This is a genomic window from Pseudomonas viridiflava, from assembly GCF_900184295.1.
In the GTDB taxonomy this organism is placed as follows: Bacteria; Pseudomonadota; Gammaproteobacteria; order Pseudomonadales; family Pseudomonadaceae; genus Aquipseudomonas; species Aquipseudomonas viridiflava.
This window is the reverse complement of sequence record NZ_LT855380.1, coordinates 4,756,190-4,782,037: the sequence shown is the minus strand read 5'-3', so window position 1 is coordinate 4,782,037 and position 25,848 is coordinate 4,756,190. Positions and strand designations below refer to the sequence as shown.

At 58.9% G+C, this 25,848-nt stretch carries 21 protein-coding genes; 10 read left to right on the top strand and 11 right to left on the bottom strand.

Features of this window, described 5'->3' with window-relative positions; all coding sequences use genetic code 11:
* Window positions 1-2 precede the first annotated feature (2 nt).
* Window positions 3-944: a PoNe immunity protein domain-containing protein gene (locus CFBP1590_RS21490; protein ID WP_088235880.1), complete on the top strand. Its 942-nt coding sequence runs from the start codon at window positions 3-5 to the stop codon at window positions 942-944.
* A 127-nt stretch (window positions 945-1,071) separates the two neighbouring features.
* Here CFBP1590_RS21490 and CFBP1590_RS21485 read toward each other — a convergent pair whose 3' ends face one another.
* The 5 genes from CFBP1590_RS21485 to CFBP1590_RS21465 form a co-directional block, all read right to left on the bottom strand.
* Window positions 1,072-1,404 (bottom strand): DUF3509 domain-containing protein, encoded by a 333-nt coding sequence (locus CFBP1590_RS21485; protein WP_025996389.1) that lies wholly within the window; start codon window positions 1,402-1,404, stop codon window positions 1,072-1,074.
* Window positions 1,405-2,180: 776 nt separating this feature from the next.
* Window positions 2,181-2,609: an HPF/RaiA family ribosome-associated protein gene (locus CFBP1590_RS21480; RefSeq protein ID WP_004885100.1), complete on the bottom strand. Its 429-nt coding sequence runs from the start codon at window positions 2,607-2,609 to the stop codon at window positions 2,181-2,183.
* A 521-nt stretch (window positions 2,610-3,130) separates the two neighbouring features.
* Window positions 3,131-5,479, bottom strand: a complete 2,349-nt coding sequence (fecA, locus tag CFBP1590_RS21475; RefSeq protein ID WP_058432189.1) for a TonB-dependent Fe(3+) dicitrate receptor FecA — start codon at window positions 5,477-5,479, stop codon at window positions 3,131-3,133.
* A 444-nt stretch (window positions 5,480-5,923) separates the two neighbouring features.
* On the bottom strand, window positions 5,924-6,901 hold the full coding sequence (locus tag CFBP1590_RS21470) for a FecR domain-containing protein (RefSeq protein ID WP_088235879.1): 978 nt from the start codon (window positions 6,899-6,901) through the stop codon (window positions 5,924-5,926).
* A complete protein-coding gene (locus tag CFBP1590_RS21465) occupies window positions 6,898-7,401 on the bottom strand; it encodes a sigma-70 family RNA polymerase sigma factor (RefSeq protein ID WP_043303027.1) in 504 nt (167 codons plus the stop codon). Before CFBP1590_RS21465 ends, CFBP1590_RS21470 begins: the two co-directional genes overlap by 4 nt.
* A gap of 174 nt (window positions 7,402-7,575) precedes the next feature.
* Between CFBP1590_RS21465 and CFBP1590_RS21460 the strand changes: the two genes are divergently transcribed.
* The 3 genes from CFBP1590_RS21460 to CFBP1590_RS21450 are packed head-to-tail and all read left to right on the top strand — an operon-like array spanning window position 7,576 to window position 9,817.
* Window positions 7,576-7,917, top strand: coding sequence for a DUF3649 domain-containing protein (locus CFBP1590_RS21460; RefSeq protein ID WP_058432966.1), 342 nt, complete (start codon window positions 7,576-7,578; stop codon window positions 7,915-7,917).
* Between the two features lie 20 nt (window positions 7,918-7,937).
* Window positions 7,938-9,488 (top strand): PepSY-associated TM helix domain-containing protein, encoded by a 1,551-nt coding sequence (locus CFBP1590_RS21455; protein WP_167383127.1) that lies wholly within the window; start codon window positions 7,938-7,940, stop codon window positions 9,486-9,488.
* Window positions 9,488-9,817 carry a DUF3325 domain-containing protein gene (locus CFBP1590_RS21450; protein ID WP_058432967.1) on the top strand — a complete coding sequence of 110 codons (330 nt, stop codon included), beginning with the start codon at window positions 9,488-9,490 and terminating at the stop codon, window positions 9,815-9,817. Before CFBP1590_RS21455 ends, CFBP1590_RS21450 begins: the two co-directional genes overlap by 1 nt.
* Here CFBP1590_RS21450 and CFBP1590_RS21445 read toward each other — a convergent pair.
* Window positions 9,814-10,692, bottom strand: a complete 879-nt coding sequence (locus CFBP1590_RS21445; protein ID WP_029242277.1) for an AraC family transcriptional regulator — start codon at window positions 10,690-10,692, stop codon at window positions 9,814-9,816. The two genes, CFBP1590_RS21450 and CFBP1590_RS21445, sit on opposite strands and share 4 nt — an antisense overlap.
* Before the next feature lie 136 nt (window positions 10,693-10,828).
* On the opposite strand from CFBP1590_RS21445, the gene CFBP1590_RS21440 reads away from it, so the two are divergent.
* On the top strand, window positions 10,829-11,740 hold the full coding sequence (locus CFBP1590_RS21440; protein ID WP_058432969.1) for a DMT family transporter: 912 nt from the start codon (window positions 10,829-10,831) through the stop codon (window positions 11,738-11,740).
* 94 nt (window positions 11,741-11,834) lie between these two features.
* On the opposite strand, the gene CFBP1590_RS21435 is transcribed toward CFBP1590_RS21440, so the two are convergent.
* A complete protein-coding gene (locus CFBP1590_RS21435) occupies window positions 11,835-12,809 on the bottom strand; it encodes a 2-hydroxyacid dehydrogenase (RefSeq protein ID WP_088235877.1) in 975 nt (324 codons plus the stop codon).
* An 88-nt stretch (window positions 12,810-12,897) separates the two neighbouring features.
* Complete coding sequence (locus CFBP1590_RS21430; protein WP_004886288.1) at window positions 12,898-13,845, bottom strand: LysR family transcriptional regulator; 948 nt, start codon at window positions 13,843-13,845, stop codon at window positions 12,898-12,900.
* A 197-nt stretch (window positions 13,846-14,042) separates the two neighbouring features.
* Between CFBP1590_RS21430 and CFBP1590_RS21425 the strand changes: the two genes are divergently transcribed.
* Genes CFBP1590_RS21425 through CFBP1590_RS21410 form a run of 4 tightly spaced genes read left to right on the top strand, consistent with a single transcriptional unit; the run spans window position 14,043 to window position 18,789 of the window.
* Complete coding sequence (locus CFBP1590_RS21425; protein WP_088235876.1) at window positions 14,043-15,533, top strand: efflux transporter outer membrane subunit; 1,491 nt, start codon at window positions 14,043-14,045, stop codon at window positions 15,531-15,533.
* A gap of 1 nt (window position 15,534) precedes the next feature.
* Window positions 15,535-17,721 (top strand): FUSC family protein, encoded by a 2,187-nt coding sequence (locus CFBP1590_RS21420; protein ID WP_088235875.1) that lies wholly within the window; start codon window positions 15,535-15,537, stop codon window positions 17,719-17,721.
* Window positions 17,711-17,911, top strand: a complete 201-nt coding sequence (locus tag CFBP1590_RS21415; RefSeq protein ID WP_004886281.1) for a DUF1656 domain-containing protein — start codon at window positions 17,711-17,713, stop codon at window positions 17,909-17,911. Before CFBP1590_RS21420 ends, CFBP1590_RS21415 begins: the two co-directional genes overlap by 11 nt.
* A gap of 23 nt (window positions 17,912-17,934) precedes the next feature.
* Window positions 17,935-18,789 carry an efflux RND transporter periplasmic adaptor subunit gene (locus tag CFBP1590_RS21410; protein ID WP_029242282.1) on the top strand — a complete coding sequence of 285 codons (855 nt, stop codon included), beginning with the start codon at window positions 17,935-17,937 and terminating at the stop codon, window positions 18,787-18,789.
* Window positions 18,790-19,267: 478 nt separating this feature from the next.
* Here CFBP1590_RS21410 and CFBP1590_RS21405 read toward each other — a convergent pair whose 3' ends face one another.
* From CFBP1590_RS21405 to CFBP1590_RS27985, 3 genes are all read right to left on the bottom strand, one after another.
* The gene (locus CFBP1590_RS21405; protein WP_088235874.1) at window positions 19,268-20,086 is read right to left on the bottom strand and encodes an SDR family oxidoreductase; all 819 of its coding nucleotides are present in this window, start codon (window positions 20,084-20,086) and stop codon (window positions 19,268-19,270) included.
* A gap of 17 nt (window positions 20,087-20,103) precedes the next feature.
* Window positions 20,104-20,568 (bottom strand): hypothetical protein, encoded by a 465-nt coding sequence (locus tag CFBP1590_RS21400; RefSeq protein WP_043303071.1) that lies wholly within the window; start codon window positions 20,566-20,568, stop codon window positions 20,104-20,106.
* A gap of 288 nt (window positions 20,569-20,856) precedes the next feature.
* Window positions 20,857-22,527, bottom strand: coding sequence for a hypothetical protein (locus tag CFBP1590_RS27985; RefSeq protein WP_191625393.1), 1,671 nt, complete (start codon window positions 22,525-22,527; stop codon window positions 20,857-20,859).
* A 623-nt stretch (window positions 22,528-23,150) separates the two neighbouring features.
* Here CFBP1590_RS27985 and CFBP1590_RS21390 point away from each other — a divergent pair.
* Window positions 23,151-25,820 (top strand): RHS repeat domain-containing protein, encoded by a 2,670-nt coding sequence (locus CFBP1590_RS21390; RefSeq protein ID WP_231991753.1) that lies wholly within the window; start codon window positions 23,151-23,153, stop codon window positions 25,818-25,820.
* Window positions 25,821-25,848: the final 28 nt, after the last annotated feature.

The window sequence follows — 25,848 nt, the reverse complement described above, 5'->3', positions numbered from 1 at the left end:
AGATGATCAAAAGACAAAAACTCTTTAGCGAAACCCATTATAAGAACTTTCTTAACGATCATGATGAGGCGACAGAGCTTCTAAAAAAAAAGATATTTAAGTCGGATACCCCTGAAGGGGAAGCTACGCTTCGCTCAAGATTCACACAGCGTTTAGCACTTCGAAGGCTCACAGCGACATATACAGCGGGAGAGGACATATCATCTCTCCCACCTCTACTTGAAGATTTGATTGAAAAGTATGAGGCACGACAAGCTGCTCTTGCAACGTCAGAAAATTCGCCTGACATTTCACCTTTGGCATTAGATAGCTGGCCACACGAATATGAGGAGTGCGTACAAGTCATAGGGTTCTGCATCCTATTACATCGCATTGACCTATTGAAGCGATTCGTCAAGCTTATAGATAATGGCGGGTACGAGGGGGAAGATACACTATATGAAGATCTACTTTGCAAAATGCTACCTAGCAGGCACGATATCGATCAATGGTATCACGACGTATATTCATCTTTAGTACAGGCAATATATGCAAAATCCAAAATTGAAGCTGCTGAATATTTGGAGAAATATTGCAAACAATGGTATCCCGCATTTAAACAGGCTCCTTGGCACGACACGCACCTTCAGGGAGAAGACGGTAATTATGTAGGCTATTGGGCCATCGAAGCCGGCGCCATCGCTTTCCTATACAACATAGACGACAGCAAGATAGATCATATGGTCTATCCCAAGGACCTGGTCGAATACGCAAGAAATTATCAAGGCGCTAACGGCACTCAGATCAACCGAGTGGTCGCTGGCGATCCCTGCACCAAGACCGGCTACTGGTTTACTCCAGCCCAAGCCAATTCAAGACGCCACTTTCAGCAAGGCGAAATCATGCCAAGTATCAGTGATTCGACGTGGGGCGATACGCTTTGGTATTGGTCGGGAGAAGAATGAAATCTTCAATGAAGCGTTCAACGCGAAGTCAGTGTTGAACGCTTTGTCATCAAAGCCCCGTCGACTGGATAGGACGTGGCAAGGGTTGAATCAGGATTCATGGTTGTTTTAAAACCTGACAGCCCGATCAGATCCCCGCCGCCAGATTCGGCCGCTTTCGCTGCCACTCGTCATTGGACGGCGCGCCTGGCTGGCGAAGGGCTGCGCCATCTGTCATTGCAGCCAGGATCTTGATTGCGCTGTCGCCACGTTCGATGGCAATGCCGAACTGCACGCTTTCTATCAGGCGGCGCAGGCGTTCCGGGTCGTTACGTTGAGCGGCGCTGATCAGGCGCTTGGCGACGACGCCACGTTCATTGGAGAGCGTCAGCATGATGCTGCCGTCCAGTCCTTGAATGCTCAGATTCACCCGATAGTCCGGATGGAAAGTGTCCGTGATCATCTGAAAAGGATTGTCCATATCATTTACCTGCTCAATGGTTCTGCATAAGTTGACCGGGTGTAAGTCCTTTTGGTTCTCAGCGGCCGATCAGTGGCTTGGCCGTGGTTTGGGTGTCGCCATTGGTGGGTTGCACGGTTCGGGCCATTTTCAGGAGTCGGCTGATTCGACGCGCTGGATCTGTAACCGTCAGCACCGAATTTCGCTGAAGGCAGGTGCACTGTCAGCTCGGCGACGGCGATGCTTGAAGGCACCTGATCAGATCTGTCTCGTGTACTGACGGATGCTGTCAGAAAGGCGATTTTTTCTAATCCAGTTCGATGGATTGTCAGACATTCAGACGCTTTTCCTTTTCGGGCAAACATTCGCGTTTGCGGGATGGAAACCTCGTTTGGAGGTGTTCCGAAAAGCGCGGCAGTGGAGGCTCTGGACTGCGGCTGGAAGAGGGTAGAATGCCCGCCTTGCGGGTAATCAGCTAGCGCTTGAAGGCAGGTCAGCGATGACCGTTTTTGCTCGCGGGAGAGGCTGGAACAGCGCCCGGTATTGGCTTTGTCACTGGATGTTAAATTCGATAGACGGCATCTGGACGTTGCCCGGCAGCAGGGTGACTGTGTTCCAGGTGATACAAAGATGTGCGTCGAGCGTTTGTGGTGCGCACCGATCAGTCGCAGGCTGGGTCATTTTGCGATGCGTTTGCCCGGCCAGTATCGGGCATCACGAATAGACAAGAAGGGCGAACCCTTGCGGATTCGCCCTTCTTGTCTATTCGTGAAACCTGTTCATGCAGTGAATCGGAATCAGCTTAAACGAGCGGCTTCTTTCTCCTGTTCTTTTTCCAGGAATTCCTCTTCAAGCAGCGCGTCCGGGCTGACCGAATCCTCATCCTGCTCGGTCAGGATGGGCGCTGCACCGCGCTTGCCGCGCAGCTTGCCGAACAGATGCTCAAGGGCGTGATCGAGTTTTACCGCCGCGCCATCCACAGCCTGATCTACCGTATCGGCCTTGTGGGAAACAGAAATAGGTTGGTGTCCTTTTGGCCGGGCTTCCATCTGGCATTTGATGTCATGCGGGCCTGGCTTGTCGCCGTTTTCATCGCGGATATGGACTTCCACGCGAGTCAGGTATTCGTCGTAATGTTCGAGCGTGCTTTCAACGGTGGTACGAACCCACTCCTCCAGTCGGATACTGCTTTCGATGTGATTATCGCTATTGACCTGGATTTGCATAGTTAATCCTTATTAGGGCTTGCTCGTGTGAGCCTGGACTGCGCGATGACTCGCGGTTTCGTTTGCGCTCATTCACAGTGTTGGCGGCAATGACCCAACAATTCAACCCCAATATGGAAGAAATATTTCGCAGTAGAAAAAAACAGGAAGTGTTTGAACGAAAATTCCATACGGTAACGGTATGGATTTCCTACTGGTATGTCTGGGAGGGGAGGGTGATCGTGTCATTGTGAGTCAGGCGTGCATCGTGACGCTCCGCGTCACAAATGGCGCAGATTGCGGATTCGGCGAGCCGAGCGCATGACATGTATGACGATAAGCGCTGGAGCTTGGGCATGCACCCACGACGCTCTGCGACACATTCGAGAGCGGACGCGGAGCGTCCTGGGAGGCGTTACCACGCTGCAGCGTGGGAACGATCAGCGTGATCTCAAGCTCACCGACCATGCCCATGCTTGCGCTCAGAGTTATACCCAGGTCTTGCTGCAACCATGGGGTGCATGGGCACGATCAGTCAGCGATCAAAACGCAACCGAGGTCTGCACGTACAGCGTGCGTGGCTCGCCGACGTATTTGCCGCGGTTGTTGTCGTCGAAAGAGCGGGTGTAGTACTGGCGGTTGAAGATGTTCTTCACGCCGACTGCCACGTTCAGGTCGGACAGCTGCGGGCCGAAGTCGTAACCGGCGCGGGTGCTGAACAGCATGTAGCCGGGAATGCGGCCGGTGCTGCCGTCGGCGCTTTCAGCCGAGGTGTTGGCGTTGTCGGCGAACTGGTCGCTCTGGAATGAGCTGTCCAGGTTGAGTTTCCATGGGCCTTCGGTGTAGCTGACGCCCATCGTGCCTTTGTGCTTCGAGGAGAACGGCACACGGTTGCCCTTGTTCGGGCCGTCCTCGCGGATGGTGGCGTCCACGAACGCGTAGGTTGCGTACACGTCGTAACCCGCCAGTGCCGGGCTCAGACCTTCCAGCGCGTAGTTGATGCTGGTCTCGATGCCCTGATGGCGTGTCTCGCCGCGGGCGATGACGGTGTCGTTGGTCTGGTTGCTGTCGTACTGGTTGTCGAAGTTGATCAGGAAGGCCCCGATCTCGGCGCGCAGGTTGCCGTTGTCATAGCGCGTGCCCAGCTCCCAGGTGCGTGCTTTCTCGGGTTTCACTTCGCCGCCGGTGACACGGTTTGGCATCTGGCTGTACTGCACGCTGCCGAACGAGCCTTCGGTGTTGGCGTACAGGTTCCAGGTGTCGGTGAGGTGGTAGAGCACGTTCAATGCAGGCAACGCGGTGTTGTAGTCGCCCTGGTATTTGACGTTGGTCAGGTTGTTGTTCTGCGCGGTGTCGATCATCTCGTAGCGAATGCCGGGCGTGATGGTCCACTTGCCGATGTCGATCCGGTCATCGATGTAGAACGCGTGCGCCTCGGTCGATCCACGGGTGTCGCGGTCGTTGCGGCTGGCAGTGGTCGGCAAATCGCCGGACACCGGTTCGCGATAGCGCAGTTCATGACCCGCTTCGTTCACGTAGCGATAGCCGACGCCCACTTCGTGCCAGGTTTCACCCAGCGCGAAACCTTGCGAGAAACGTGTTTCCAGGCCGCGTACCCAGTATTCACGAGGCGACAGGGAGACAAAGCTGCCCTGGTCCAGATAACCACTGCGCAGGGTCTTGGTGAAGAAGGTGTTGGCAGTGAAAACGCGGGCATCCTGCTCGTAGCGATAGCCGAAGTTGAACATGGTGCGACGGCCCCAGAACTTGTCTTTCAGTCGAGTCGACTGATACGGATCGGCATCGTAGTCCGCAACACTCAGGCCGCCAGGCATTTCGGCTTCGCCATCGTAGTACTGGGCCATGGCGTTGAGGCTGTTGGCGTCGTCGATCTGGTATTTGCCTTTGAGGATCAGGTCATCGATCTGTGTGTCACTGTGCTCGCGCCAGTCGCCGCCGCGCACGCCGGAATACAAAATCGCGCCGCCCAGGCCATTGTCAGCGGTACCGCCCGCCAGCAGGTTGCCGGTGGTCTTGAAGCCGTCGTGGCTGGAAGACGGGCTGGTTTCGGTCTGGATGCCGCCTTTGAGCGTTGGTTCGTCGGGAATGGCGCGGGTCACGAAGTTGACGATACCGCCGACGTTCTGCGGGCCGTAACGCACTGCGCCACCGCCACGCACCACGTCCACGGCGTCCATGTTGCCCATGCTGATCGGCGCGAATGACAACTGCGGCTGACCGTAAGGTGCGAACGGCACCGGGATGCCATCCATCAACACGGTGGAGCGTGAGGCCAAACGTGGATTCAGGCCGCGAATGCCGAAGTTCAGCGCCATGTCATGGCTGCCCGTGCCGTTGTTGTCCGGGGCATTGACGCCGGGGATGCGGTTCAGTACATCACGGGCGGAGGTGGCGCCGACACGTTCGAATTCTTCGCGGCGGATCACGTCACGTGCGCCAGGATGTTCGAACACGTTGGTCTGCTGAGCCTCGCCCAGCCAGTCACCGACGACCGTTGAGACACCCAGTTCTATCGGTGCGCCAGCGACACTGGCCGATTGCACGGTGAAGCCGTTATTGCCATCAGCCACGGCATTCAGACCAGTGCCCTCGAGCAGTGCGTTGAGGCCTTGCCCGGGCGTGTATTGACCTTCGAGGCCACGGCTTTTCAGGCCGCTGGTGATCTGCGAACCATAGGAAATCAGCACGCCTGCTTCCCGACCAAATTGGCTCAACGCCGTTTCCAGCTCGCTCGGTGCGATGTGGTAAACCCTGGGTGCTGCATCTGCTGCATAGGCCATCGACAGGCTGCCCACCGAAAGGCTGGCGCCGAAAATGACATGGCGCAACGTGCGCACCAACGGAGAGAGTTGGGTAGGGCGGGCTGACATGCGGGAGTCCTCGACCGGAGATTGAAAATGCTTTCCCTGTCTGTCACGCGAGGATCTGGAAACGGCTCACGTATTTTGAAATATATTTACGACGCCATTAAGCCGGGACGCGGAGCGTCCTGAGCGGCATTCCCACGCGGAGCGTAGGAACGATCAGCGTGATCTCAAGCACGCCGATCATGCCCATGCTTGTACTCAGCGTTATACCCGAGTCTTGCTGCGGCCACGGACGGTGGGAGGCGGCTTGCCGGCGATGCTTTTTCTGAAGCGATCTATCAGTGACTGAACTGACGCCATCGCCGGCAAGCCGCCTCCCACGGGGTATGCATTCAGTCAGTCACTTTCGTTTTGCCCCCTGTTTTGGGCGTCTTGCGGACTTATGTATAACGATGAGCGCGGAGCATGAGGAACGATCGGCATGGTCTGATCATGCACACCCGTGGTTCAAACCCGCGCCTGCACGTTCACCCAATACCGGGTAAAGCGCTGAATGCGCACGGGCAGGGCGATTTCCAGCATGTCGAGGATGCGTTCGCTGTCTGCCAGCGGGTAGCTGCCGGAGATCAGCAGGTTGGCCACTTTCGCGTCGCAGTTCAGACGGCCGCGGCGGTAACGTCCCAGTTCGCCGAGGAAATCGCTCAGTTTCATGCGCGAAGCGACCAGCATGCCGTCGGCCCAGGCGCCGCTGCTCGCATCCACGGGGCGGACGCTGTCCCAGGCGTTGCGGCTGAACGTCACCTGTTGCTGCGCCTGCACGATCAGCCCCGTACCTGCGCGCTCACCGGGAGCCAGTTCGACCACTCCGGCGAACACCGCCAGTTGCGTGCGTCCATTGAGCTGGCGCAGGTTGAAACGACTGCTGCCGGTCGCGACCTTCACGGAGCCCTCGGCGGTCAGCAGGTTCAGCGGTCGGGTATCGGCCGAGGCGGTCATCAGGATTTCGCCCGACAACAGCCGAATGAGTCGCTGCTGCACATCGAATTTCACATCCACGGCGCTGGCGGTGTTCAACTGGATCTGGCTGCCGTCGCTCAAGGCCACCTTGCGCTGTTCGCCCACGCCGCTGTTGTAATCGGCCAGCAAGGGTTGCAGCGCGATCTGGTCACGCAGGCTCCAGCCCGCGATTGAACCTGCGCCCAGCAACAACAGCAATTTGAGCGCGTGACGTCGGCTGCCGGATTTAGGCGCGCCCAGCGCTGCGTGGGCGAGCGGTGATGAAAGACCACCCAGGCGTTGATTGACCCGCTGGATGTGTGCCCATGCCCGTTGATGCTCGGCGTTGCCATTGAGCCAGAGCTGCCAGGCCTTCTGACGACCCGTATTCAACGAACCTTCCTGCATTTCCAGCAGCCAGCCGACGGCCTGATGCGCAACCGCAGGCGAGATGTCGGACTTGTTCAGGGATTCGCTGTTCAGGTTCATAGGGCGAAGTAGCAGCGCAGGGCGGCCTTGTTCAGGTGGCGTTTGACCGTTGCGATGGAAATACCCAACGCGCTGGCGATTTCGCCATGGCTCAGGCCATCAACCTGCGACATCAGGAACGCGCTTTTCACCGGGCCTGGAAGGCCATCCAGCAATTGATCCAGTTCCACCAGCGTTTCAAGAATGATCGCCCGTTCTTCTTCGGATGGCGCCACGCTCTCGGGCAGTTCGGACAGCGCCTGATAATAAGCGCGTTCCAGATCCTGACGTCGGTAGTGATTGCACAGCACGCGTCGGGCGATGGTGGTCAGGAACGCGCGCGGCTCGACGATCTGCTGCGTGTCGCGCGCGCCCAGCACCTTGATGAACGTGTCCTGCGCCAGATCCGCGGCACTGTGCGGACAGCCGAGCCTGCGCCGCAACCAGCCCGTCAGCCAGGCGTTATGCGCCCGGAACAGGCCGTCGACGGTGTGGGTGAGAGCAGGGTGGGTGCTGTGCATCACGAAAGCAATCCAGAGGATTCATGGGTGGCGTGGATTCTGTCAGACTCTTTTGCGTATGAGAATATTTATCATTAATATTGCGCTTCATTCGTCGGTTTGAAGGCGAATCAGGATTTGGCTGGAGCCATCACCCGCTTCCCGCTGCTCAATCTCCCGGACGAAGACGCTCCAATGGATCGCTCACCTGCCGCAACCACCCCGGTGGTCAAGAAGCGACTACCCAAAACCCGAGGCGTGACAGTTGCCTATCGACTGGCCGTGGCCTCGCGGGCGCTCGCAGCTATCTTCGCCGGTTATCTGCTGGCTTCGATTACCAGCATCTGCATTGCGCAGTGGCTGCCGCTGCCCCGTGCCGAAGCGGTGGTGACGGCAATGATGCTGTCCTTCCTTGTCTATCTGGTCGCCGTGCTCTGGTGCTTCGCCTGTCGTACGGCGCTGCAGGCCTGGGTCGGCGTGTTGGCGCCCTGCGCTGTGCTCGGCGCTGCGTACGCCTGCGGCAGGTGGTTGTCATGAAAGAGGGCTTCCGTCAGGCGATGGCCTGGCTGCACACCTGGATCGGTCTTCTGTTCGGCTGGTTGCTGTTCGCGATTTTCCTGACCGGGACGCTCTCGTACTTCAAGGACGAGATCACCCAGTGGATGCAGCCGGAGATTGCGGCACGCACCCTCAATGCCAGCGCCAGCGTGCAACTGGCCCAGACCTACCTGCAAACCCATGCTGCCGGTGCGTCGCGCTGGTTCATCAGTCTGCCTGACGAGCGAACGCCGGGGCTGTCGGTGGGTTGGCTGCCGGAAGGCAAGGCGGGTCAGCGCAACAATTTCGTGCGCAAGCTGCTCGACCCGCAGACCGGTGCCGAGGTGCAGGCGCGCGAAACGCGGGGTGGAGATTTCTTCTACCGCTTCCACTATCAGCTACAGATGCCGTACCCGTGGGGTCGCTGGCTGGCAACCATCGCCGCGATGGTGATGTTCGTCGCGCTGGTCACCGGCATCATCATTCACAAGAAAGTCTTCAAGGAGTTCTTCACTTTCCGTCCTCGCAAGGGCCAGCGCTCCTGGCTCGATGGGCATAACGCACTGGGCATACTGGTGCTGCCGTTTCATCTGATGATCACCTACAGCAGTCTGGTGATCTTCATGTCGATGGTCATGCCCGCCAGCATCCTGACCGCCTACGGCAACGTTCAGGCGTTCTATAGCGAAGCGTTTCCGGCTTCTCGTTCCGTCAAAGCCGAAGGCAATCCCGCGCCGTTGATTGCGCTGGCGCCTCTGGTCAAGACGGCGACCGAGCGCTGGGAAACCGGCCATGTCGGGCGGGTGATTGTGAATAACCCGGGCAATGCGGCGGCATCGGTTCTGCTGACCCGCGATGACAAGGGCAGCATCGTGCTGGAGCGTGGCGGTGCGTTGACCTTCAACGGCGTCAGCGGCGAGTTGCAGGACGAAGTGCCGGAACGGCCAATGGCGTTGCAGGTTTCAGGCGCGATGTACGGCCTGCATGTCGGCCATTTTGCCGATCCACTGTTGCGCTGGTTGTACTTCATTTTCGGCATCGCAGGCACTGCCATGATCGGCACGGGACTGGTGATGTGGCTGGGCAAACGTCAACTCAAGCACGCTAAAAGCGGTGTGTTGCCACTGGAGCTGAGGTTGGTGGAGGTGCTGAACATCGCCAGCATGTCCGGCCTGATGATCGCCGTGGCTGCATTTTTCTGGGCCAATCGCGTGATACCCGCAGGTTTGGCCGGGCGTGCGGAGTGGGAAGTCAGTGTGTTTTTCAGTGTCTGGGGCGTTTCCGTGCTGCACGCGTTGGTGCGCCGTGGTCGCAGTGCCTGGCGTGAGCAGTTGTGGTCAGGTGCATTTCTGTTTGCCGCATTGCCGCTGCTGGATCTGCTGACCAGCGGGCGCTATCTGATGGATTCGCTTGCCGCAGGCCATTGGGTGCTCGCAGCCTTTGACCTGACGGCCTTTGCGACGGGGCTGTTTCTGGGCTGGACGGCGACGAAGTTCACGTCGTCACCTGCCAGCAAGGCACTGCGCCCGGACAGCCTGCCGCTGCAGGCCGGCCCGCAGGAGGCGAACTGATGCTGCTTGCGGCGTTGTTGTGCTATCTGGGTTTTGCGGCGCTGTGCCTTTCCATGCCGCGTCATTACGTTGAGCTGTGCAAGGGACCGCTTACCGAGCGTCGTCGACTGAACTTCAAACTGATCGGCTGGGGTGCGCTGCTGGTTTCGCTCTGGCCTGCAGTGGACGCCGACGGTTGGGCCATCGGGCTGGTGCAGTGGTGTGCGGTATTGATGGCCAGCGCCGTGGTGCTGGTTTCGCTGATGCCCTTCCGGCCACGCTGGGTGCTGACGCTGGCCGGTTGCGCCGTAATGCTCAGCCCGCTGGCCGCGCTCGATCAGATGTATTAGAGCGCCGTCAGTGCCATGCGGTACTCACCGGGTGTCGCGCCCATGGCTTGGCGGAACCGGTTGCTGAAATGACTGGCGCTGGCAAATCCACAGGCCAGCGCAATCTCGCCGAGCGGTTTGCCGGTGGTGCGCAGCAACCGACGCGCCTGTTCCAGGCGTCGTGCCAGCAGGTATTGGTGAGGCGGCAGCCCGAAGCTTTCCCGAAACATGCGGGCGAAGTGGTATTCCGACAGGGCGCACAGACCTGCCAGCTGGCCGAGACTCAGCGGATCTGCCAGGTGCGTCTCGATGAAGTCCACCAGTTGCCTTCGCAAGTGTGGCGCCAGCCCGCCTTTCAAACGCAGACCTTCGCGCTGCCCGGTCTGGCTCAGCAGTGCATGACCGATCATCTCGTGCGCCAGACTGCTGGTCAGTAAACGCTCCCCCGGCTCGGCCCAGTTCAGGCGGATCAACTGCTGGAAACGCTGTGTCTGTGCGGGATCGTCGAGAAAGGTGTTCTCCTGCAGCTGCATCTCGCGCGGCTCGCGATCCAGCAGCGTGACGCAACTGAGTGCGAATTGCTCGGCGCTGAAATACAGGTGCGCCAGACGGATTTCGCCGTTCACGATCCATGCAGACTCATGTCCGGCAGGCAGGATGCAGAGTTTGCCCGGCGAGCCTTTCTGATCGGGCCTGTCACGCCGGAAGGTGCCGGTGCCGTCTTCGATGTAGCAGGAAAGCGTGTGGTGGGTGGGCGCGTGATATTCCTGAGAGTCATGCCGGTTGTTCCACAGCGCTGCCATCAACCCATCGCCCAGCGTCGCGCTCTGTTCGAGACAGGAGTGGGGCGAGCTGTTCAGGGCCTGAAAGACCTGGATGGATTCGATGGATGGCATGGCGATTCCTCTATGACGCTCATCCTACCTGCGACAGGCTCCGCTGCCAGCACCCCGTCGATCAAATGCGCAAGATTGTGCAAGCGCGCATGGCGAGGCGCGCAGCAGACTGATGGCTCATCAAGGAGCCTGCGTCATGAACATTTCGCTTTATCTGCTGACCGTGCTGATTTGGGGCACGACCTGGATTGCGCTCAAGCTCCAGCTCGGCGAGGTCGCCATTCCTGTCTCCATCGTCTATCGCTTCGCGCTGGCCGCGCTGGTACTGTTCGCGATTCTGCTGATCACCCGGCGGCTGCAGCCGGTCAATCGGCGTGGTCAGTTGATCTGTCTGGCGCAGGGTGTCTGTCTGTTCTGCGTCAACTTCATGTGTTTTCTGACCGCGAGTCAGTGGATCCCCAGCGGCCTGATCGCCGTCGTGTTCTCGACCGCAACCTTGTGGAACGCGCTGAATGCGCGGGTGTTTTTTCGCCAGAAGATCGCCAGCAATGTCCTGATCGGCGGTGCGCTGGGATTGCTGGGATTGGGTTGCCTGTTCTGGCCTGAACTGTCCGGGCACGGTGCCAGCCATCAGACCCTGATCGGGTTGGGTCTGGCGTTGCTCGGCACGCTGTGCTTTTCGGCAGGCAACATGCTGTCGAGCATGCAGCAGAAAGCCGGTCTGCGTCCGCTGACCACTAATGCCTGGGGCATGTTTTATGGCGCAACGCTTCTCGGCCTGTACTGCCTGCTCAGCGGCACGCCGTTCACGTTCGAATGGAATACTCGTTACGTGGGATCTCTACTGTACCTGGTCATTCCCGGTTCGGTGATCGGCTTCACCGCGTACCTGACACTGGTCGGCCGCATGGGTCCGGAGCGTGCGGCGTATTGCACCGTGCTGTTCCCGGTCGTGGCGCTGAACATCTCGGCGTGGGTCGAAGGATATCAGTGGACCTCGGCTGCGCTGGTCGGGCTGGTGCTGGTGATGGCGGGGAATGTGCTGGTGTTCAGGAAGGTAAAGCCGGTGGCGTTGCCGACCGCAGGCATCAGTCAGCCCTCACGTTGACGTTCTCTTGCGCTGACCCAAAGGGACGCGGAGCGTCCCGGGCGGCATGCCGATGCGGAGCATCGGCACGATCAGGCAGCAAACTGCTGTGCAATCAACCCTTCCACACCTGCGGATTGACCAGATCCTGCGGGCGCTCACCCAGCAGTGCGCTGCGCAGGTTGTGGTAGGCACGGTCGGCCATGGCCTGACGGGTTTCGGTGGTGGCCGAGCCGATGTGGGGCAGGGTGACGGCGTTCTTGAGCTGGAACAGCGGCGATTCGCTCAGCGGTTCCTTTTCGTACACGTCCAGGCCTGCGCCGCGGATGGTGCCGTTCTGCAGGGCTTCGATCAGCGCCGGTTCGTCGACGATCGGACCGCGTGCGATGTTGATCAGAATCGCGCTCGGCTTCATCAGACTCAGCTCGCGGCGCGAGATCAGGTGGCGAGTCTTGTCGCTCAACGGCACCACGAGACACACGAAATCGGATTCGGCCAGCAACTGATCCAGGCTGCGGAACTGTGCGCCCAATTCCTGCTCAAGTTCGGTCTTGCGGCTGTTGCCGCTGTACAGGATCGGCATGTTGAAACCCAGTCGGCCACGGCGCGCAATGGCTGCGCCGATGTTGCCCATGCCCACGATACCCAGCGTCTTGCCATGCACATCGGTGCCGAAATGCGGCGCCTCGATGCTGCGTGTCCACTGGCCCGCCTTGGTCCAGGCGTCCAGCTCGGCCACGCGGCGTGCGCTGCTCATGATCAGCGAAAAACCCAGGTCGGCGGTGCTTTCAGTCAGCACGTCCGGCGTGTTGGTCAGCATGATGCCGCGCTCGCTCAGGTAGCCGACGTCGTAGTTGTCGTAACCCACCGAAATGCTCGATACCACTTCCAGACGGCTGGCGTTCGCCAACTGTTCGCGGCCCAGTTTGCGGCCGGCACCGATCATCCCGTGGGACTCGGGCAGGGCTTCTTCGAACTGGGCATTGAGGTCGCCACGCTTCGGGTCGGGGACGATCACAGTGAAATCGTGCGACAGGCGCTCGGCCATTTCAGGGGACACACGGCTGAAGGCGAGTACGGTTTTTTTCATTGGGCAGTCACTCTTGAGCGGGTTGAATGAGTAGCACGCTAACATTCCTGCCCGCCTGATTGCAGCCGCTTTTTACAGTTGTACGACGTCAGGACATGTTCTTGAGCGCCTGCACGTGCAGATCCGCTTCATCCGCCGCGAGAATCTCCGGCAGCGAGCCGCGCAGGTACTCGACCCAGGTCTTGATCTTGGCATCCAGGTACTGGCGCGAAGGGTAGATGGCGTACAGGTTCAACTCCTGAGAGCGATAGTCGGACATGATGCGCACCAGCGTACCGTTGCGCAGGCCTTCGATGGCCGAATAGATCGGCAGGATACCGACACCCATGCCGCTGGAAATCGCGGTTTTCATGGCATCCGCCGAATTGACCAGCAACGGCGAGGTGGTGATGGTGACCATCTCCTGACCGTCCGGGCCGTCGAACAGCCATTTCTCCAGCGGAAACACCGGGCTTACCAGACGCAGGCAGGCGTGGTTCAGCAGGTCCGCAGGCTTGTGCGCAGTGCCGAACGTCTTGATGTACTCCGGCGATGCACAGACGATGCTGTAGGTGATGCCCAAACGCTGAGACACGAAGCCCGAGTCCGGCAGTTCGCTGGCCAGCACGATCGACACGTCGTAACCGTCTTCCAGCAGATCAGGCACACGACTGGTCAGCGTCAGGTCGAACGACACGTCCGGGTGGCTGCGCCGATAACGGGCGATGGCATCGACCACGTAATGCTGACCGACACCCGGCATCGAATGCATCTTGAGCTGCCCGGCCGGACGCGCATGGGCGTCGCTGGCTTCGGCTTCGGCCTCTTCGACAGACATCAGAATCTGTTCGCATCGCAGCAGATAGCGCTTGCCGGCTTCGGTCAGCGCGATACGGCGCGTGGTGCGATTGAGCAGACGGGTCTGCAAGTGCGCTTCCAGGTTGGAGACGGCACGCGACACGTTGGCGGTGGTGGTGTCGAGCAACGCCGCTGCGGCGGTAAAGCTGCCCGCTTGCGCCACGCAACTGAAGGCACGCATGTTTTGCAGGGTGTCCATGGTTCTTCTCTGAATGGAACAGCTTCAATAGACGACAAATTGTGACATGAAGTAACAACAGCATGTCAGTCATACCAATGGATTATCGCCGTTTCGGTAATAAAGAATCACACATCTCCCTGCTTATCGCCATGTCGAGCGCCGCCTAGAATCGCCGCCATTCGAGGCGTTTCATTACCGGTCGGGAATTCGCAGCTGTGCCGCGTCGCATCATCAGAGGGCTCAAGCCCCTCGGTCTCATGGCTTTATCGTTCGTCATCAGCGGCTGCATCGGAACCGGCGGAATCGGACCCAAGGGTGACCTGTTGCCCGCCGACAGTCTGGCCACCGATCAGGCCATTCAGCGCGCCGCGCTCAGCGCACACTGGCCGAACCAGCAGTGGTGGCGCGTCTACAACGACCCGCAACTGAATCGCTGGATCGAGCTCGCGATCCTTGGCAGTCCGAGCCTGGCCATGGCTGCCGCAAGAGTCAGGGACGCCAGAGCTATGGCGGGGGTGGCCGAATCCGCCGAGTCGCTGCAGGTTCAGGGCACCGCCAGTCTGGCGCGTCATGAATGGCCGAGCGATCAGTTTTATGGCCCCGGTGCGCTCGCCGATAGTCACACCTGGGACAATAATGCCTCGCTGGGTCTGAGTTACGCGCTTGACCTGTGGGGACGCGAGCGTAGCGCCAGCGAACAGGCGCTTGACCTGGCGCACATGAGTGCCGCCGAGCAGCGGCAGGCTCAGCTTGAGTTGCAGGAAAATGTCGTCCGCGCCTACATCCAATTCTCCCTGAACTTCGCCCGCCTGGAGATCGCCCAAGCGACTCTGGCCCAGCAACAGCAGATGCTGGAGCTGGCGCAACGTCGGCTCAAGGGCGGCCTGGGCACGCACTTCGAAGTCAGTCAGGCTGAGGCGCCGTTGCCGGAGATCCATCGGCAGATCGACGAGCTCGAAGAAGCCATCGCCCTGGGGCGTAATCAACTGGCGGCACTGGCGGGCAAAGGGCCGGGTGACGGAGCGACCTTGCAGCGTCCCGCCCTTGCGCTGAACACTGAACTGACGCTGCCGTCGGCCCTGCCTGCGCAACTGCTTGGCCAGCGGCCTGATGTGGTTGCCAGTCAGTGGCGTGTCGCCGCGCAGGCGCGAGGCCTGGACGTGGCCCATGCCAATTTCTATCCCAACGTCGATCTGGTCGCCAGTCTGGGTTACATGGCGACAGGGGGCGGCATGCTGGAGTTTCTGACCGGCAGCAAGTTCAGCTACAAGGCAGGCCCTGCGCTCACGCTGCCGATCTTTGACGGCGGACGTCTGCGTGCTGAACTGGGGCGCGCGTCGGCCGGGTACGATCTGGCGGTTGCGCATTACAACCAGACGCTGGTCACGGCGCTGCAAAGTGTGTCCGACCAGTTGATTCGTCGCGCCTCGCTCGACAAGCAACAGGTGTACGCAGCCGAGTCGGTGGCGTCGGCGCGCAAGACGTACGACATCGCCATGATCGCGTATCAGCGCGGGTTGACCGATTACCTGAATGTGCTCAACGCCCAGACCCTGCTGTTTCGTCAACAACAGGTTCAGCAGCAGGTCGAGGCTGCGCGCCTGAGCGCCTATGCCGGACTGGTGGTGGCGCTGGGTGGCGGGTTGTCGGCGGGAAACGATTTACCTGCGGCTTTTGTTGAAACGGGCAAGAAGGTCGACCACTGATATGACCACGCTTGCTCATCGGATTATCGCGCTGCCCTGGCGTCGTGAGTTCAACGGTTGGGCGCGCAGCGACGGCGTGACCTGGATCTATATCGGCAAGGTATTGATCGCCGCATTCCTGACGTATTGGCTAGCGCTGCGCCTTGAACTGCCGCAGCCGCGCACCGCGATCATTACCGTATTCATCGTCATGCAGCCGCAAAGCGGGCAGGTATTCGCCAAGAGTTTTTACCGGCTGCTCGGAACGCTGGCGGGCTCGGCCATGATGGTGCTGCTGATGGCAATGTTCGCCCAGAACCCGGTGCCGTTCCTCGGTTGTCTGGCGCTGTGGGTCGGGTTCTGTTCGGCAGGTGCAGCGCGCTATCGCAACTTTCGTGCGTATGGTTTCGTGCTCGCCGGTTACACCGCCGCCATGATCGGCCTGCCTGCGCTGGCGCATCCGGAAGGCGCGTTCATGGCGGCGGTGTGGCGGGTACTGGAAATCTCGCTGGGCATTCTCTGTGCGACTGCCGTCAGCGCGGTGGTGCTGCCGCAGAGCGCCAGTGCGGCGATGCGCAACGCGCTCTATCAACGGTTTGGTGTCTTCGCCCGCTTCGTGATCGACGGCCTTCGCGGCACTCAGGCGCAAGACGCTTTCGAGACCGGCAACGTGCGATTCGTCGCAGAAGCCATCGGCCTGGAGGGGCTGCGCAGCGTCACGGTATTCGAAGACCCGCACATGCGCCGACGCAACGGACGGCTCAACCGCCTGAACAGCGAGTTCATGGCCGTTACCACGCGTTTCAACGCGCTGCATCAACTGCTTGAGCGGCTACGTGTCGAGCGTTCGAACGCTGTGCTGAGTCACGTCGAGCCGGGACTCGATCAGTTGACCGCGCTGCTCGATGCGTTTGCCGACAAGCCCTTGACCAGTCCCGACGCTGGGCGACTGGTCGCGCATCTGGAAACACTCAAGGCGCAGTGGCCGGATACGGTCAGGCATTTGCGTGCCGATTTTGAAAAAGCGGTTCCCGACGAGGCCCAATGGCTGGATTTTCATACGGCATTCGAGCTGCTGTATCGCCTTCTGAACGAGTTGCTCGGCTATGCCCAGACCCACGCATCGCTGGCCGATCATCAGCATGTGCGTGAGCAGTGGAATGAGCCCTTCGTGCCACGCACGCACTGGATGACGGCAGCGGCTGCGGGCGTTCGCGCGACGTGTGTGGTTGCGCTGTTGAGCGCTTACTGGGTGCTGACCGCCTGGCCCAGCGGGGCGGTCACGACGCTGGCTTCGGCTGCAACCGTCGCGCTGTCTTCGACCACACACAATCCCCGACGCATGTCGTTTCAGATGGCTTGCGGCACGCTCCTCGGCGCGCTGCTCGGGTTTGTCGAAACCTTTTTTCTGTTTCCGCAGATCGATGGCTTTCCTTTGCTGTGCGTTTTGCTTACACCGGTTTTCGTGCTGGGTGCTTTCCTCGGTTCCCGGCCGCAATGGACCGGGTACGGGCTGGGCTTGCTGATCTTTTTCAGCATCGGCTCGGTGCCGGACAACCTGACGGTCTATGACCCTTACACGTTCATCAACGATTACATCGCCATGGTGATCGGCATGCTGTTCTGTGCCGCTGCGGGCGCAATCATCCTGCCGCCCAACAGCCGCTGGATGTGGCAGCGACTCGAGCAGGCGTTGCGTGATCAGGTGGTGTTCGCGATCAGTGCGCCCTTGCAACGACTGGGTTCGCGTTTCGAGAGTCAGACCCGCGACCTCATGCATCAGGCATATGGCCTGGCCATCGGCAGACCTGAGGTGCAGCGTGAACTGTTGCGCTGGATGTTCGTCGTGCTGGAAGTCGGTCACGCGATCATCGAGCTGCGTCGCGAGCAGGCCGTGCTGCCGGTTCATCCAAGCTATGCCGAGTATCAACCCTGGCGCATTGCGTTGCGGGTAATGGGACGGGCGTTGGTCCGTCTGTTCATCCAGCCTGACGAGAACAACCTGCAGCGTTGTCTGCTGGCAGTCGATCAGGCGCTCAATCGGGTTCAGGAAGCGGACGAGCCGTTTGCCTCGCACTTCGATACTTCGGTGCTGCGCCGGGTGAAAAGCTACCTGCACTTCATTCGCTCTTCGTTGCTGAACCCTCAATCACCCATGGCTGCCTATGGCTGCGTAGCTGGTTTTTCTGGAGTGGCCCATGCCGCGTGAGATCGCCTTTCATGGTTTGTACATGCCGACCGTGAGCCTGATGTTTCTGCTTGCGATGGCCCTGGCCTGGGGGCTGGATCGCCTGTTGGCAGGGCTGGATCTGTATCGCCACTTCTGGCATCCGGCGTTACTTCGCCTGAGCCTGTTCACCTGTCTGTTCGGCGCGCTGGCGCTGCCTCTTTATCGTTGATGTCTGGCTCGGGAAATCTTCGGATGAAAAAGTTTTTCAGCGTGATCGCCACGTTGCTGTTTCTGGCGCTGGCTCTGTGGATCGGACGCACGTTATGGGTCCAATACATGGACACGCCCTGGACCCGCGACGGCCGTGTGCGCGCCGACATCATCAATGTGGCGGCGGATGTCTCCGGCACCGTGATCGATGTGCCGGTGCACGACAACCAGCAGGTCAGGCGCGGCGACCTGTTGATGCAGATCGACCCGGAGCACTACCGGATTGCAGTCAGGCAGGCCCAGGCGCTGCTGGCCTCGCGCAAGGCCACCTGGGAGATGCGCAAGCTCAACGCCAAACGCCGCGCCGACATGGACGAACTGGTGATCTCGGCGGAAAACCGTGATGACGCGAGCACCGTCGCAACCTCGGCGCTGGCGGACTATCAACTGGCTCAGGCACAGCTGGAGGCGGCGGAACTGAACCTGTCGCGCACTCGCGTGCTGGCGTCGGTGGATGGCTATGTCACCAACCTGAACGTGCATCGGGGTGACTACGCGCGCATTGGCGAGGCGAAGATGGCGGTGGTTGATATGAACTCGTTCTGGGTCTATGGCTTCTTCGAAGAAACCAAACTGCCGCACGTGAAAGTGGGTGATCCGGCGGACATGCAATTGATGAGTGGTGGGGTGATCCAGGGCCACGTCGAAAGCATCGCGCGCGGTATTTATGACCGCGACAACCCACAAAGCCGCGAGCTGGTCGCCGACGTCAACCCGACCTTCAACTGGGTCCGCCTGGCCCAGCGTGTACCGGTACGCATCCATCTGGATCGCGTGCCGGACGGTGTGCAGTTGTCAGCGGGAATGACATGCACGGTGATTGTGACGCCAGGCTGATCTTGCCCCTCTGATCATTCCTCACACGCCGCGTATGATCGTTCCCACTCTGCGCTCACAAATCCGGCTCAACACTGATCGTGCCCATCGCTCCGCGTGGGCATGCCTCCCGTGACGCTCCGCGTCACAAATGGCACAGACTACGGATCCAGTGAGCCGAGCGCATGACGTGGATAACGGCGGAGCTTGGCCACGCATCTGAGCCACATTCGAGAGCGGACGCGGAGCGTCCTGGGAGGCATTCCCACGCAGAGCGCTCATCGTTATACACAAGTCGCGATAAGCGTTTGGAGCGGGCACGGTTATGACCGTGGGAGCGGACTTGTCCGCGAAAAGTTAATACATCCGACGAAGATGCAGCGTCTGCAAATCAGTATTCGCGGACAAGTCCGCTCCCACTTTCGGATAGCGCGTTCCTTCAGGTCGATTTGTGTATAACGATGAGCGCGGAGCGTGGGCACGAGCAGGTTACGGCGTATCACAACGACGCATTCAACCCGAACCGCTTGCGCAGTCCGCTTTCCAACAATGCCTTGGGCAGTAGCCATGACATCAGCGGCAGCACGCGTGAGCCGTTGCCCAGGCGCAGAAGACGCGGCGGGTTGGCTTGCTGGACGGCCTTGAGCAGGTCGCGGGCGAAGTCGGTGGCGGGTGTGGGGTTGTCCTGCGACGCCTTGGCGCGGGCACGGATGCCTTCACGGATCGGCCACCAAGGCGACTGCTCGCTGATCAACTGCTCGGCCTCGTGGCTGGCGTTCTTCGCAAAACTCGAGGCAATGGCGCCCGGCTGAACTTCCATCACCTGCACGCCAAACGGTGCCAGTTCCAGACGCAGCGCATCGCTGAGTGCATGCACGGCCGCTTTCGAGGCGCAGTAGGCACCCGCGAACGGCGTCACCAGCACGCCGGAAACGCTGCCGATATTGACCACCAGTCCCTTGTTGCGGCGCAGCGCCGGGAACAGCGCCTTCGTGACGCCGACCACCGAGAACACATTGGTTTCGAATTGCCGTTGCAGCGCCTCGACGCCGCCATCCAGCAACGGCCCCATCGCGCCGTAACCCGCGTTGTTGATCAGCACATCGAGCCCGCTGTGTTCCAACCCGGCAGCGAGTTGTTCCAGTGCCATGCTGTCGTTGACATCCAGTTGCACGGCAATGAAACCGGCTGCGCTCAGCGTGGCGACGTCTTCCTGCTTGCGCGCCGTGGCCCACACTTCGTAACCGTTCGCCTTGAAGGCGTCGGCGAGTGCGCGACCTATTCCGCTGGAACAGCCAGTGATGAGAGCGATGGGCATGTCGATGTCCTTAGGGATCAGTCCGAGAAACTGCCTTGCAGATGTTCTGCGCGAAACTCCAGGGTTTGCGGGCGATAGCCATTGCGCAGCGCAGGCACCGGCACGCAGTCCTGCCAGTTGCCGTCCGCCTGCAACTCGCCGGGGCCACGGTAGCGCGCAGAAGTGTAGGTGTTATCCGCCAGATTGACCGTATCGCCGGGCGCATACGCAGCGATCCGCCAACGCAGTTCCAATAGCGACGCCGTGTTGCGGTTGGTGACTGAGACTTGCAACGGACGATCAGCCGGACATTGCTGAGGCGCGTAGGCCAGACGGATATCCAGTTGCTCCAACTGCCGGGTCTCGCGACTGTCCTGCCAGATCACAATGGCGGCCACTATTCCCAGCCCCGCAGCTGCCGCCAGCGACACCGGCAGGGCCTTCGCCGGGTAGCGCAGCAGCAGAATGAGCCAGGTCAGGATTAACAGGATGCCGATCAGCATGCAGCGGGTCTCCAGCGAGGGGCGGTGCTGGACATCCTACAGAAAGGGAAGGGCCGTTGACCAATAAGGTCGGACGAGGCGTGGAAGCGCAGCCGCAGTGATGCGTTACACACCGGGTCCTTTGATCAGGCCCTGTTCAATTCCTGCCCCATCCGTTCGGGTATCAGCGCATCGCCCCGGTGTTCCGACCCTTTGACCTGAGCCGACCCTGTGGCCGTTGCTTTGTGCCCCGGATCATGATTAACCCTTACGGGTTTCCTGCTTTCAGTAAATCGAAAACAGGTGGGTTCAGTTTGATCCCAGCATGCGCCACTTTTTATCTCTTAATACGAACGAGACGACGTCTCCCTTATTAAGGGTAATAGAGACTGATGGATTATCCGATCCCGCAAGCATCAGCTCGGTTGAGTAATCCGCAGTACTCTTTATCTGTAACGGGCAAGTCTCATATCCACCCTCTGGTAGCCGCAGCCTCCTTGTCCACTGGCCATTCCACACCCGTACGTTAAGGTAACGTCCCGTGTAATTGATTTGATATTCTTCAGATTGGGGCACGTCAATCGTTCCACCCCATGCCTTGGATTCTGCCCTGATTCTGTTGGCGTGAATGCAGTTATCAACCAGTCGCTGTCGCAACGACCAGTCGGTATTGATAATGTAAAATTTTTGAATGTAAGACCCTTGATCCTCTGAATAGAACCACTCACGAATTTTATCGGAGAAGTCATCCGGTGTGCCGAGGGGAGGCTTGTTGTATTTGGCGCACTGGATGGACCATAGTTCGTTGTAAGGTTTGGGATAGGTTGCGATGTCGTCCATGTACTCCTTTAGTGTGCCGGTAGAAGGGAAGTTTTCGCCTATCCATTTCTGTTTGACACCGTCCCAGAATAACGGATCCCGTCGATCGTCTTCGTAGGCAATGACCACGCCATAATCACCGTGATTCCAGATTTGCTCTATCGTTAGCGCATTCATCCAGCGTGGAATTATTGCGGCGCCCAAGCTGTTTTTGATCAGGGCTTGAAGCTCTTTGTGCGCGGCATCAGTGAAGTTCTTGAACTGATGAAAGTCGAGGATGACAATTTCTTTTTTTGGATTTCCTTCAGCGGGTTTATGGTTGCGGAACATCTTGACCCCTTCCAGGATGTCGTAACCAACGGTACGGCCGGAATTGAGGCTATGGTAAATGCTGAAACGAGAGTGGCTACTGATGGGAGCGTTTTCCTTGAATTCCACTCTGAGGTCCAGCACCCGGATACCGTTCATCAATTGGTGATGCGGCGATATATCCTGGCAGGTTTCCCAGCTTTGGGTGTAACTGGCGTCTTTATCCATACCCGAGTCGTGGGTACCGGGCAGGATGGCGTCCATGATGCGCAGGGTTCGGCCTCCGTGGTAGGTGGTTTGCCACGTACTTCGATGCTCGTTGGTGAAAGGCCTGCACACTCCGCCCGATACACCACCCCCTCCAGGGCAGCCGCTTAGCATTGATCCGCCAGAACGTGAGTATTCCGCTATGTTTTCTTCGACCTGACGCAACGCTTCATCTGCGCTTGTAATCAGGTGTCTTAAACGGTCTTTGAATTCCGTCGACAAACGCTGGAGTTCCTGCTGTTTCGCAAGTCTTTCAGCGTCAAGTGTGTCCATGCTCTCAGGGTGCGGCGGTGGCTGGTCAGGGCCAGTGTCGATGAGTTTTTCGACAGCGCCTAATTCGTCTTCAATTCTCTTTTTAAGTACGCTTGAATATTCCTTGATCCACGTTGCCAGTCGATGACGCTCTTCATCGAGTGCCAGGGTCGTGGCATCGAGGGCGCTCGGTTCTTCAACGGGGTGCTGTGCTTGCTCAAGGCTGGGCGTTGTCTCCTGCTCCGTTCCTGCAGTTGAGGGCTCGGTGTCTGCTGCCCTGTCAGTCTGCTGAGGCTGTTCACTGTCCACTTTTCTTTCGTCTTCGCCGTTCATGGCCATCTCCTGATGAGTGATTACTACTCAATCCAAGAAAAGCAAACACAGCGACCTCAGGATACTGGCACAACTGTTAGGCCTGTCCGGCCCGGCTAATGCGCGAAACTCCAGGGTTTGCGGGCGATAGCCATTGCGCACGGCAGGCATTGGCACAATCCTGCCAGTTGCCGTCCGCCTGCCACTCGCTGGGGACGTGCAGCCTGGATGAGGCACGCTTGCATCATCCGGGTTTTATGATTGGCAGCGCTCAGTCATACGAAGGTATAAATTTTGGACGTCGGCAACTCGGCTTTACTCCCGAGCAGTACGCTTGTGATTTTTGCCTTTTGCCCATAGTTGATACTTGCAGACGGTTCGGCTGACTACCCGATAACGTTAAGCAGAGTGAGAACTTCTGGCTACTGACAGAAATAACAGTGCAGACGATAGACATTGCGCGGGACATGACTTATTTCTCGCTGGGGCCGTCGGCAGCTCCTCGCTGTGTTTGAAGGGGGCCATGAGGGCATTGAGGATCTCGATGTCCACTGATCCATTGCATGATCATTTCTTCTTCCTCTGCCGGTGTATTCGTCCAGAACACCTAAACTTTGAAGAGGTCATTCAAGGACGACTCGGCCGTGAATACAGCAAACACCTCGTTACATTGCTATACGCCCACCTTGCAGGTGACGGACCCTCGTGGGATGCCTGTCCGTTCGGCTGCATTCTTTCGCCTGAACGCTGCCGATGAGCCGGAGATCCGGGTTGACCGCTCTGCGTTCGATGCCGCGGGTCGTCTGGTTGGACGCTGGGACGCTCGCTTGTGGGCCGTTCAGGCCGCGGCCAATGTGATTTCCAGGCATTCGCTGAGCGGTTCTGTTCTGTCGACCGACAGCGTTGATGCCGGCTGGCGGGTCGTGTTGCCAGGAGAGAGTGAGCAGCCGATATACGTCTGGGACGGTCGAAAGATTGTACGAAGCATGCAGTACGATGCGCTGCTCAGGCCGACGGCTGTGTTCGAAGACCAGCGCTGTGTGGAACGCCTGCTTTATGGCGGGCCTGACCTGGCAGCGCGAAACCTGTGTGGTCAGTTGAGTCGCCACGATGATCCGGCAGGCACCCGATTGAACGGCGAGTTCGGTCTGACCGGTACTGTGATAGCGCAAACCCGGCATTTTCTGCGTGAACTCGACAGCCCGGACTGGTCTGAATCAATTCCTGAGCGTAACGCCTCGCTGGAGGTCGACAACGGCGCGACCACGCATTGGCGTTATAACCCGTTGGGCGAGGTCATACAGCGGACCGATGCCTTGGGCAGTGTTCACTTCCTGGACCAGACGGTCGCCGGTCAGCTAAAGGCCAGCCGATTGCAGCTTGGGAATCAGTCGGAGAAGACACTGGTCAGCGATATCCGCTACGACGCTCAGAACCGCGTTGTGTCAGAAACAGCAGGCAATGGTGTGGTGAGCACCGCGGTTTATCAGAGCGAAGACGGTCGGCTTGTGGAGCTGAAAGCAACGAATGCCTATGGATCGCTGTTGCAGAATCTGCTGTACGCCTACGATGCGGTTGGCAATGTCCTGCGCATCGAAGACTGCGCTCAGCCGACCGAGTATTACGCCAATCAACGTATCGATCCGGTGTCGACATATCGGTACGACACCCTATATCAATTGGTCGAGGCAACAGGCCGAGAAGCCGCAACCGTCAAGCACGGACCGACTTTCCCGTTTTTTCAGAGCCCGCCCGATCCTGCGCAACTGGCCAATTACACGCAAACCTATCGTTATGATGCGAGTGGCAATCTGCTGCAGTTGACCCACGTTGGCGCACAGTCCCATTCGCAAACGATGGCTGTGGCCAGGCGGAGTAATCGCAGCCTGCCGGTCATCGACAATCTGCCACCCGGTGAAGAGGAAATAGCCCGCGCGTTCGACGCAAATGGCAATCTGTTAGCGCTGCAAGCAGGACAGAACCTGAGCTGGGATCGACGCAACCAGTTGCAGGATGTGCGCCCGGTGATACGTGAAGCCGGCGAAGACGACAGCGAGCATTACCGTTACGACGCCAGCGGCCAGCGTGTACGCAAAGTACGTGTGACTCAGGCAGGGTCCGTGGTCCATCGAGCCGAAGTGCGTTACTTGCCAGGACTGGAAATCCGCACCAACACTGCCACTCGCGAAATGCTGTACGTCATCACAGGTCAGGCCGGACGCAGCGGCTTGCGGGTGTTGCATTGGGAAGCTGGCCAGCCGGACAGCCTCGACAACGATCAGATCCGCTACACGCTGAACGACCACCTGGGCTCCGGCACGCTGGAGCTTGATGAGCAGGCGCACCTGATCAGCCAGGAAAGTTACTACCCGTTCGGTGGCACCTCATGGTGGGCGGCGCGCAGTGCCATTGAAGCGAGTTACAAGACCGTGCGCTATTCCGGCAAGGAGCGAGACGTGACAGGGCTGTATTACTACGGGTTGAGGTATTACGCATCGTGGTTGCAGCGATGGATCAATCCGGATCCGGCGGGGAACGTGGATGGGTTGAATCTGTACCGTATGGTCAAAAATAATCCGATGTGCCAGCAGGATAGATGTGGCACTCAGCCGAACGATATAAATGATCCAGAACTGCTTGAGGCTGATCCTCAGCCCTTGCCGACTGTGTTGCCCCTACTGCCAAGCACCGCGCGGGATGCCAGAAGCAGCGCATTGGAAGCAACTGGAAGTACTTCAAGGTTCACGCTCAGGCCGGCCGGTTATAAGAAATATGTCACTTTGGATTATCCAGACTTCACGATAAAACAATTTGAGTCACACAGTCCCGTTGCTAAAAAGGATCTTATTATCCACGGGCATGGAAGGCTGCGATCACCGGTGCACAAGATTTATAACGCACCCATCAAGCTTGGTTTTTACGCGCCTCCAGACAATCTGCTGTCCGTATCTCGAAGCGAACTGTACCGATTTCAATCGAGAAAGCTTCAAGTCGCTCCTGTGGAGGTCATCGAATGCGGTATGGAGTCACGCGATTATGAAATCGCCTACTCATCGGCTTTCGACAGTAAATTTGCTAATGGTCTTTACCACTCACAATTGTTGAATCGCAAGCCTGCGATTTCAGCCTCATCGATCCAGCACGTTGAAAATTATCACGATGTGCTGATCGTCAAACCAGGAAAGTCCGTGCCATTGAGCAAGTTATTGAAACAGGTACCTGCCTATGATCAGGTTCATGCCTTGTTTTGCAGGTCTCGCGGCCTTTCCGGGCCGGTGCATGAGTTTTCCACAACGAAGAATCGCAACAACTAAAAAGCCCCCGCCACTGTCTTGCGGATGG

Coding starts and splice junctions, on each gene's coding strand:
- CFBP1590_RS21435 (WP_088235877.1), bottom strand. CDS start 12,809: ATGAAAAAAACCGTACTCGCCTTCAGCCGTGTGTCCCCTGAAATGGCC.
- CFBP1590_RS21415 (WP_004886281.1), top strand. CDS start 17,711: ATGCCGCGTGAGATCGCCTTTCATGGTTTGTACATGCCGACCGTGAGC.
- CFBP1590_RS21400 (WP_043303071.1), bottom strand. CDS start 20,568: ATGCTGATCGGCATCCTGTTAATCCTGACCTGGCTCATTCTGCTGCTG.
- CFBP1590_RS21405 (WP_088235874.1), bottom strand. CDS start 20,086: ATGCCCATCGCTCTCATCACTGGCTGTTCCAGCGGAATAGGTCGCGCA.
- CFBP1590_RS21450 (WP_058432967.1), top strand. CDS start 9,488: ATGCTGCTTGCGGCGTTGTTGTGCTATCTGGGTTTTGCGGCGCTGTGC.
- CFBP1590_RS21440 (WP_058432969.1), top strand. CDS start 10,829: ATGAACATTTCGCTTTATCTGCTGACCGTGCTGATTTGGGGCACGACC.
- CFBP1590_RS21470 (WP_088235879.1), bottom strand. CDS start 6,901: ATGAACCTGAACAGCGAATCCCTGAACAAGTCCGACATCTCGCCTGCG.
- CFBP1590_RS21460 (WP_058432966.1), top strand. CDS start 7,576: ATGGATCGCTCACCTGCCGCAACCACCCCGGTGGTCAAGAAGCGACTA.
- CFBP1590_RS21485 (WP_025996389.1), bottom strand. CDS start 1,404: ATGGACAATCCTTTTCAGATGATCACGGACACTTTCCATCCGGACTAT.
- CFBP1590_RS21430 (WP_004886288.1), bottom strand. CDS start 13,845: ATGGACACCCTGCAAAACATGCGTGCCTTCAGTTGCGTGGCGCAAGCG.
- CFBP1590_RS21490 (WP_088235880.1), top strand. CDS start 3: ATGATCAAAAGACAAAAACTCTTTAGCGAAACCCATTATAAGAACTTT.
- fecA (WP_058432189.1), bottom strand. CDS start 5,479: ATGTCAGCCCGCCCTACCCAACTCTCTCCGTTGGTGCGCACGTTGCGC.
- CFBP1590_RS21445 (WP_029242277.1), bottom strand. CDS start 10,692: ATGCCATCCATCGAATCCATCCAGGTCTTTCAGGCCCTGAACAGCTCG.
- CFBP1590_RS21455 (WP_167383127.1), top strand. CDS start 7,938: ATGGCCTGGCTGCACACCTGGATCGGTCTTCTGTTCGGCTGGTTGCTG.
- CFBP1590_RS21480 (WP_004885100.1), bottom strand. CDS start 2,609: ATGCAAATCCAGGTCAATAGCGATAATCACATCGAAAGCAGTATCCGA.
- CFBP1590_RS21410 (WP_029242282.1), top strand. CDS start 17,935: ATGAAAAAGTTTTTCAGCGTGATCGCCACGTTGCTGTTTCTGGCGCTG.
- CFBP1590_RS21465 (WP_043303027.1), bottom strand. CDS start 7,401: ATGCACAGCACCCACCCTGCTCTCACCCACACCGTCGACGGCCTGTTC.
- CFBP1590_RS27985 (WP_191625393.1), bottom strand. CDS start 22,527: ATGAACGGCGAAGACGAAAGAAAAGTGGACAGTGAACAGCCTCAGCAG.
- CFBP1590_RS21420 (WP_088235875.1), top strand. CDS start 15,535: ATGACCACGCTTGCTCATCGGATTATCGCGCTGCCCTGGCGTCGTGAG.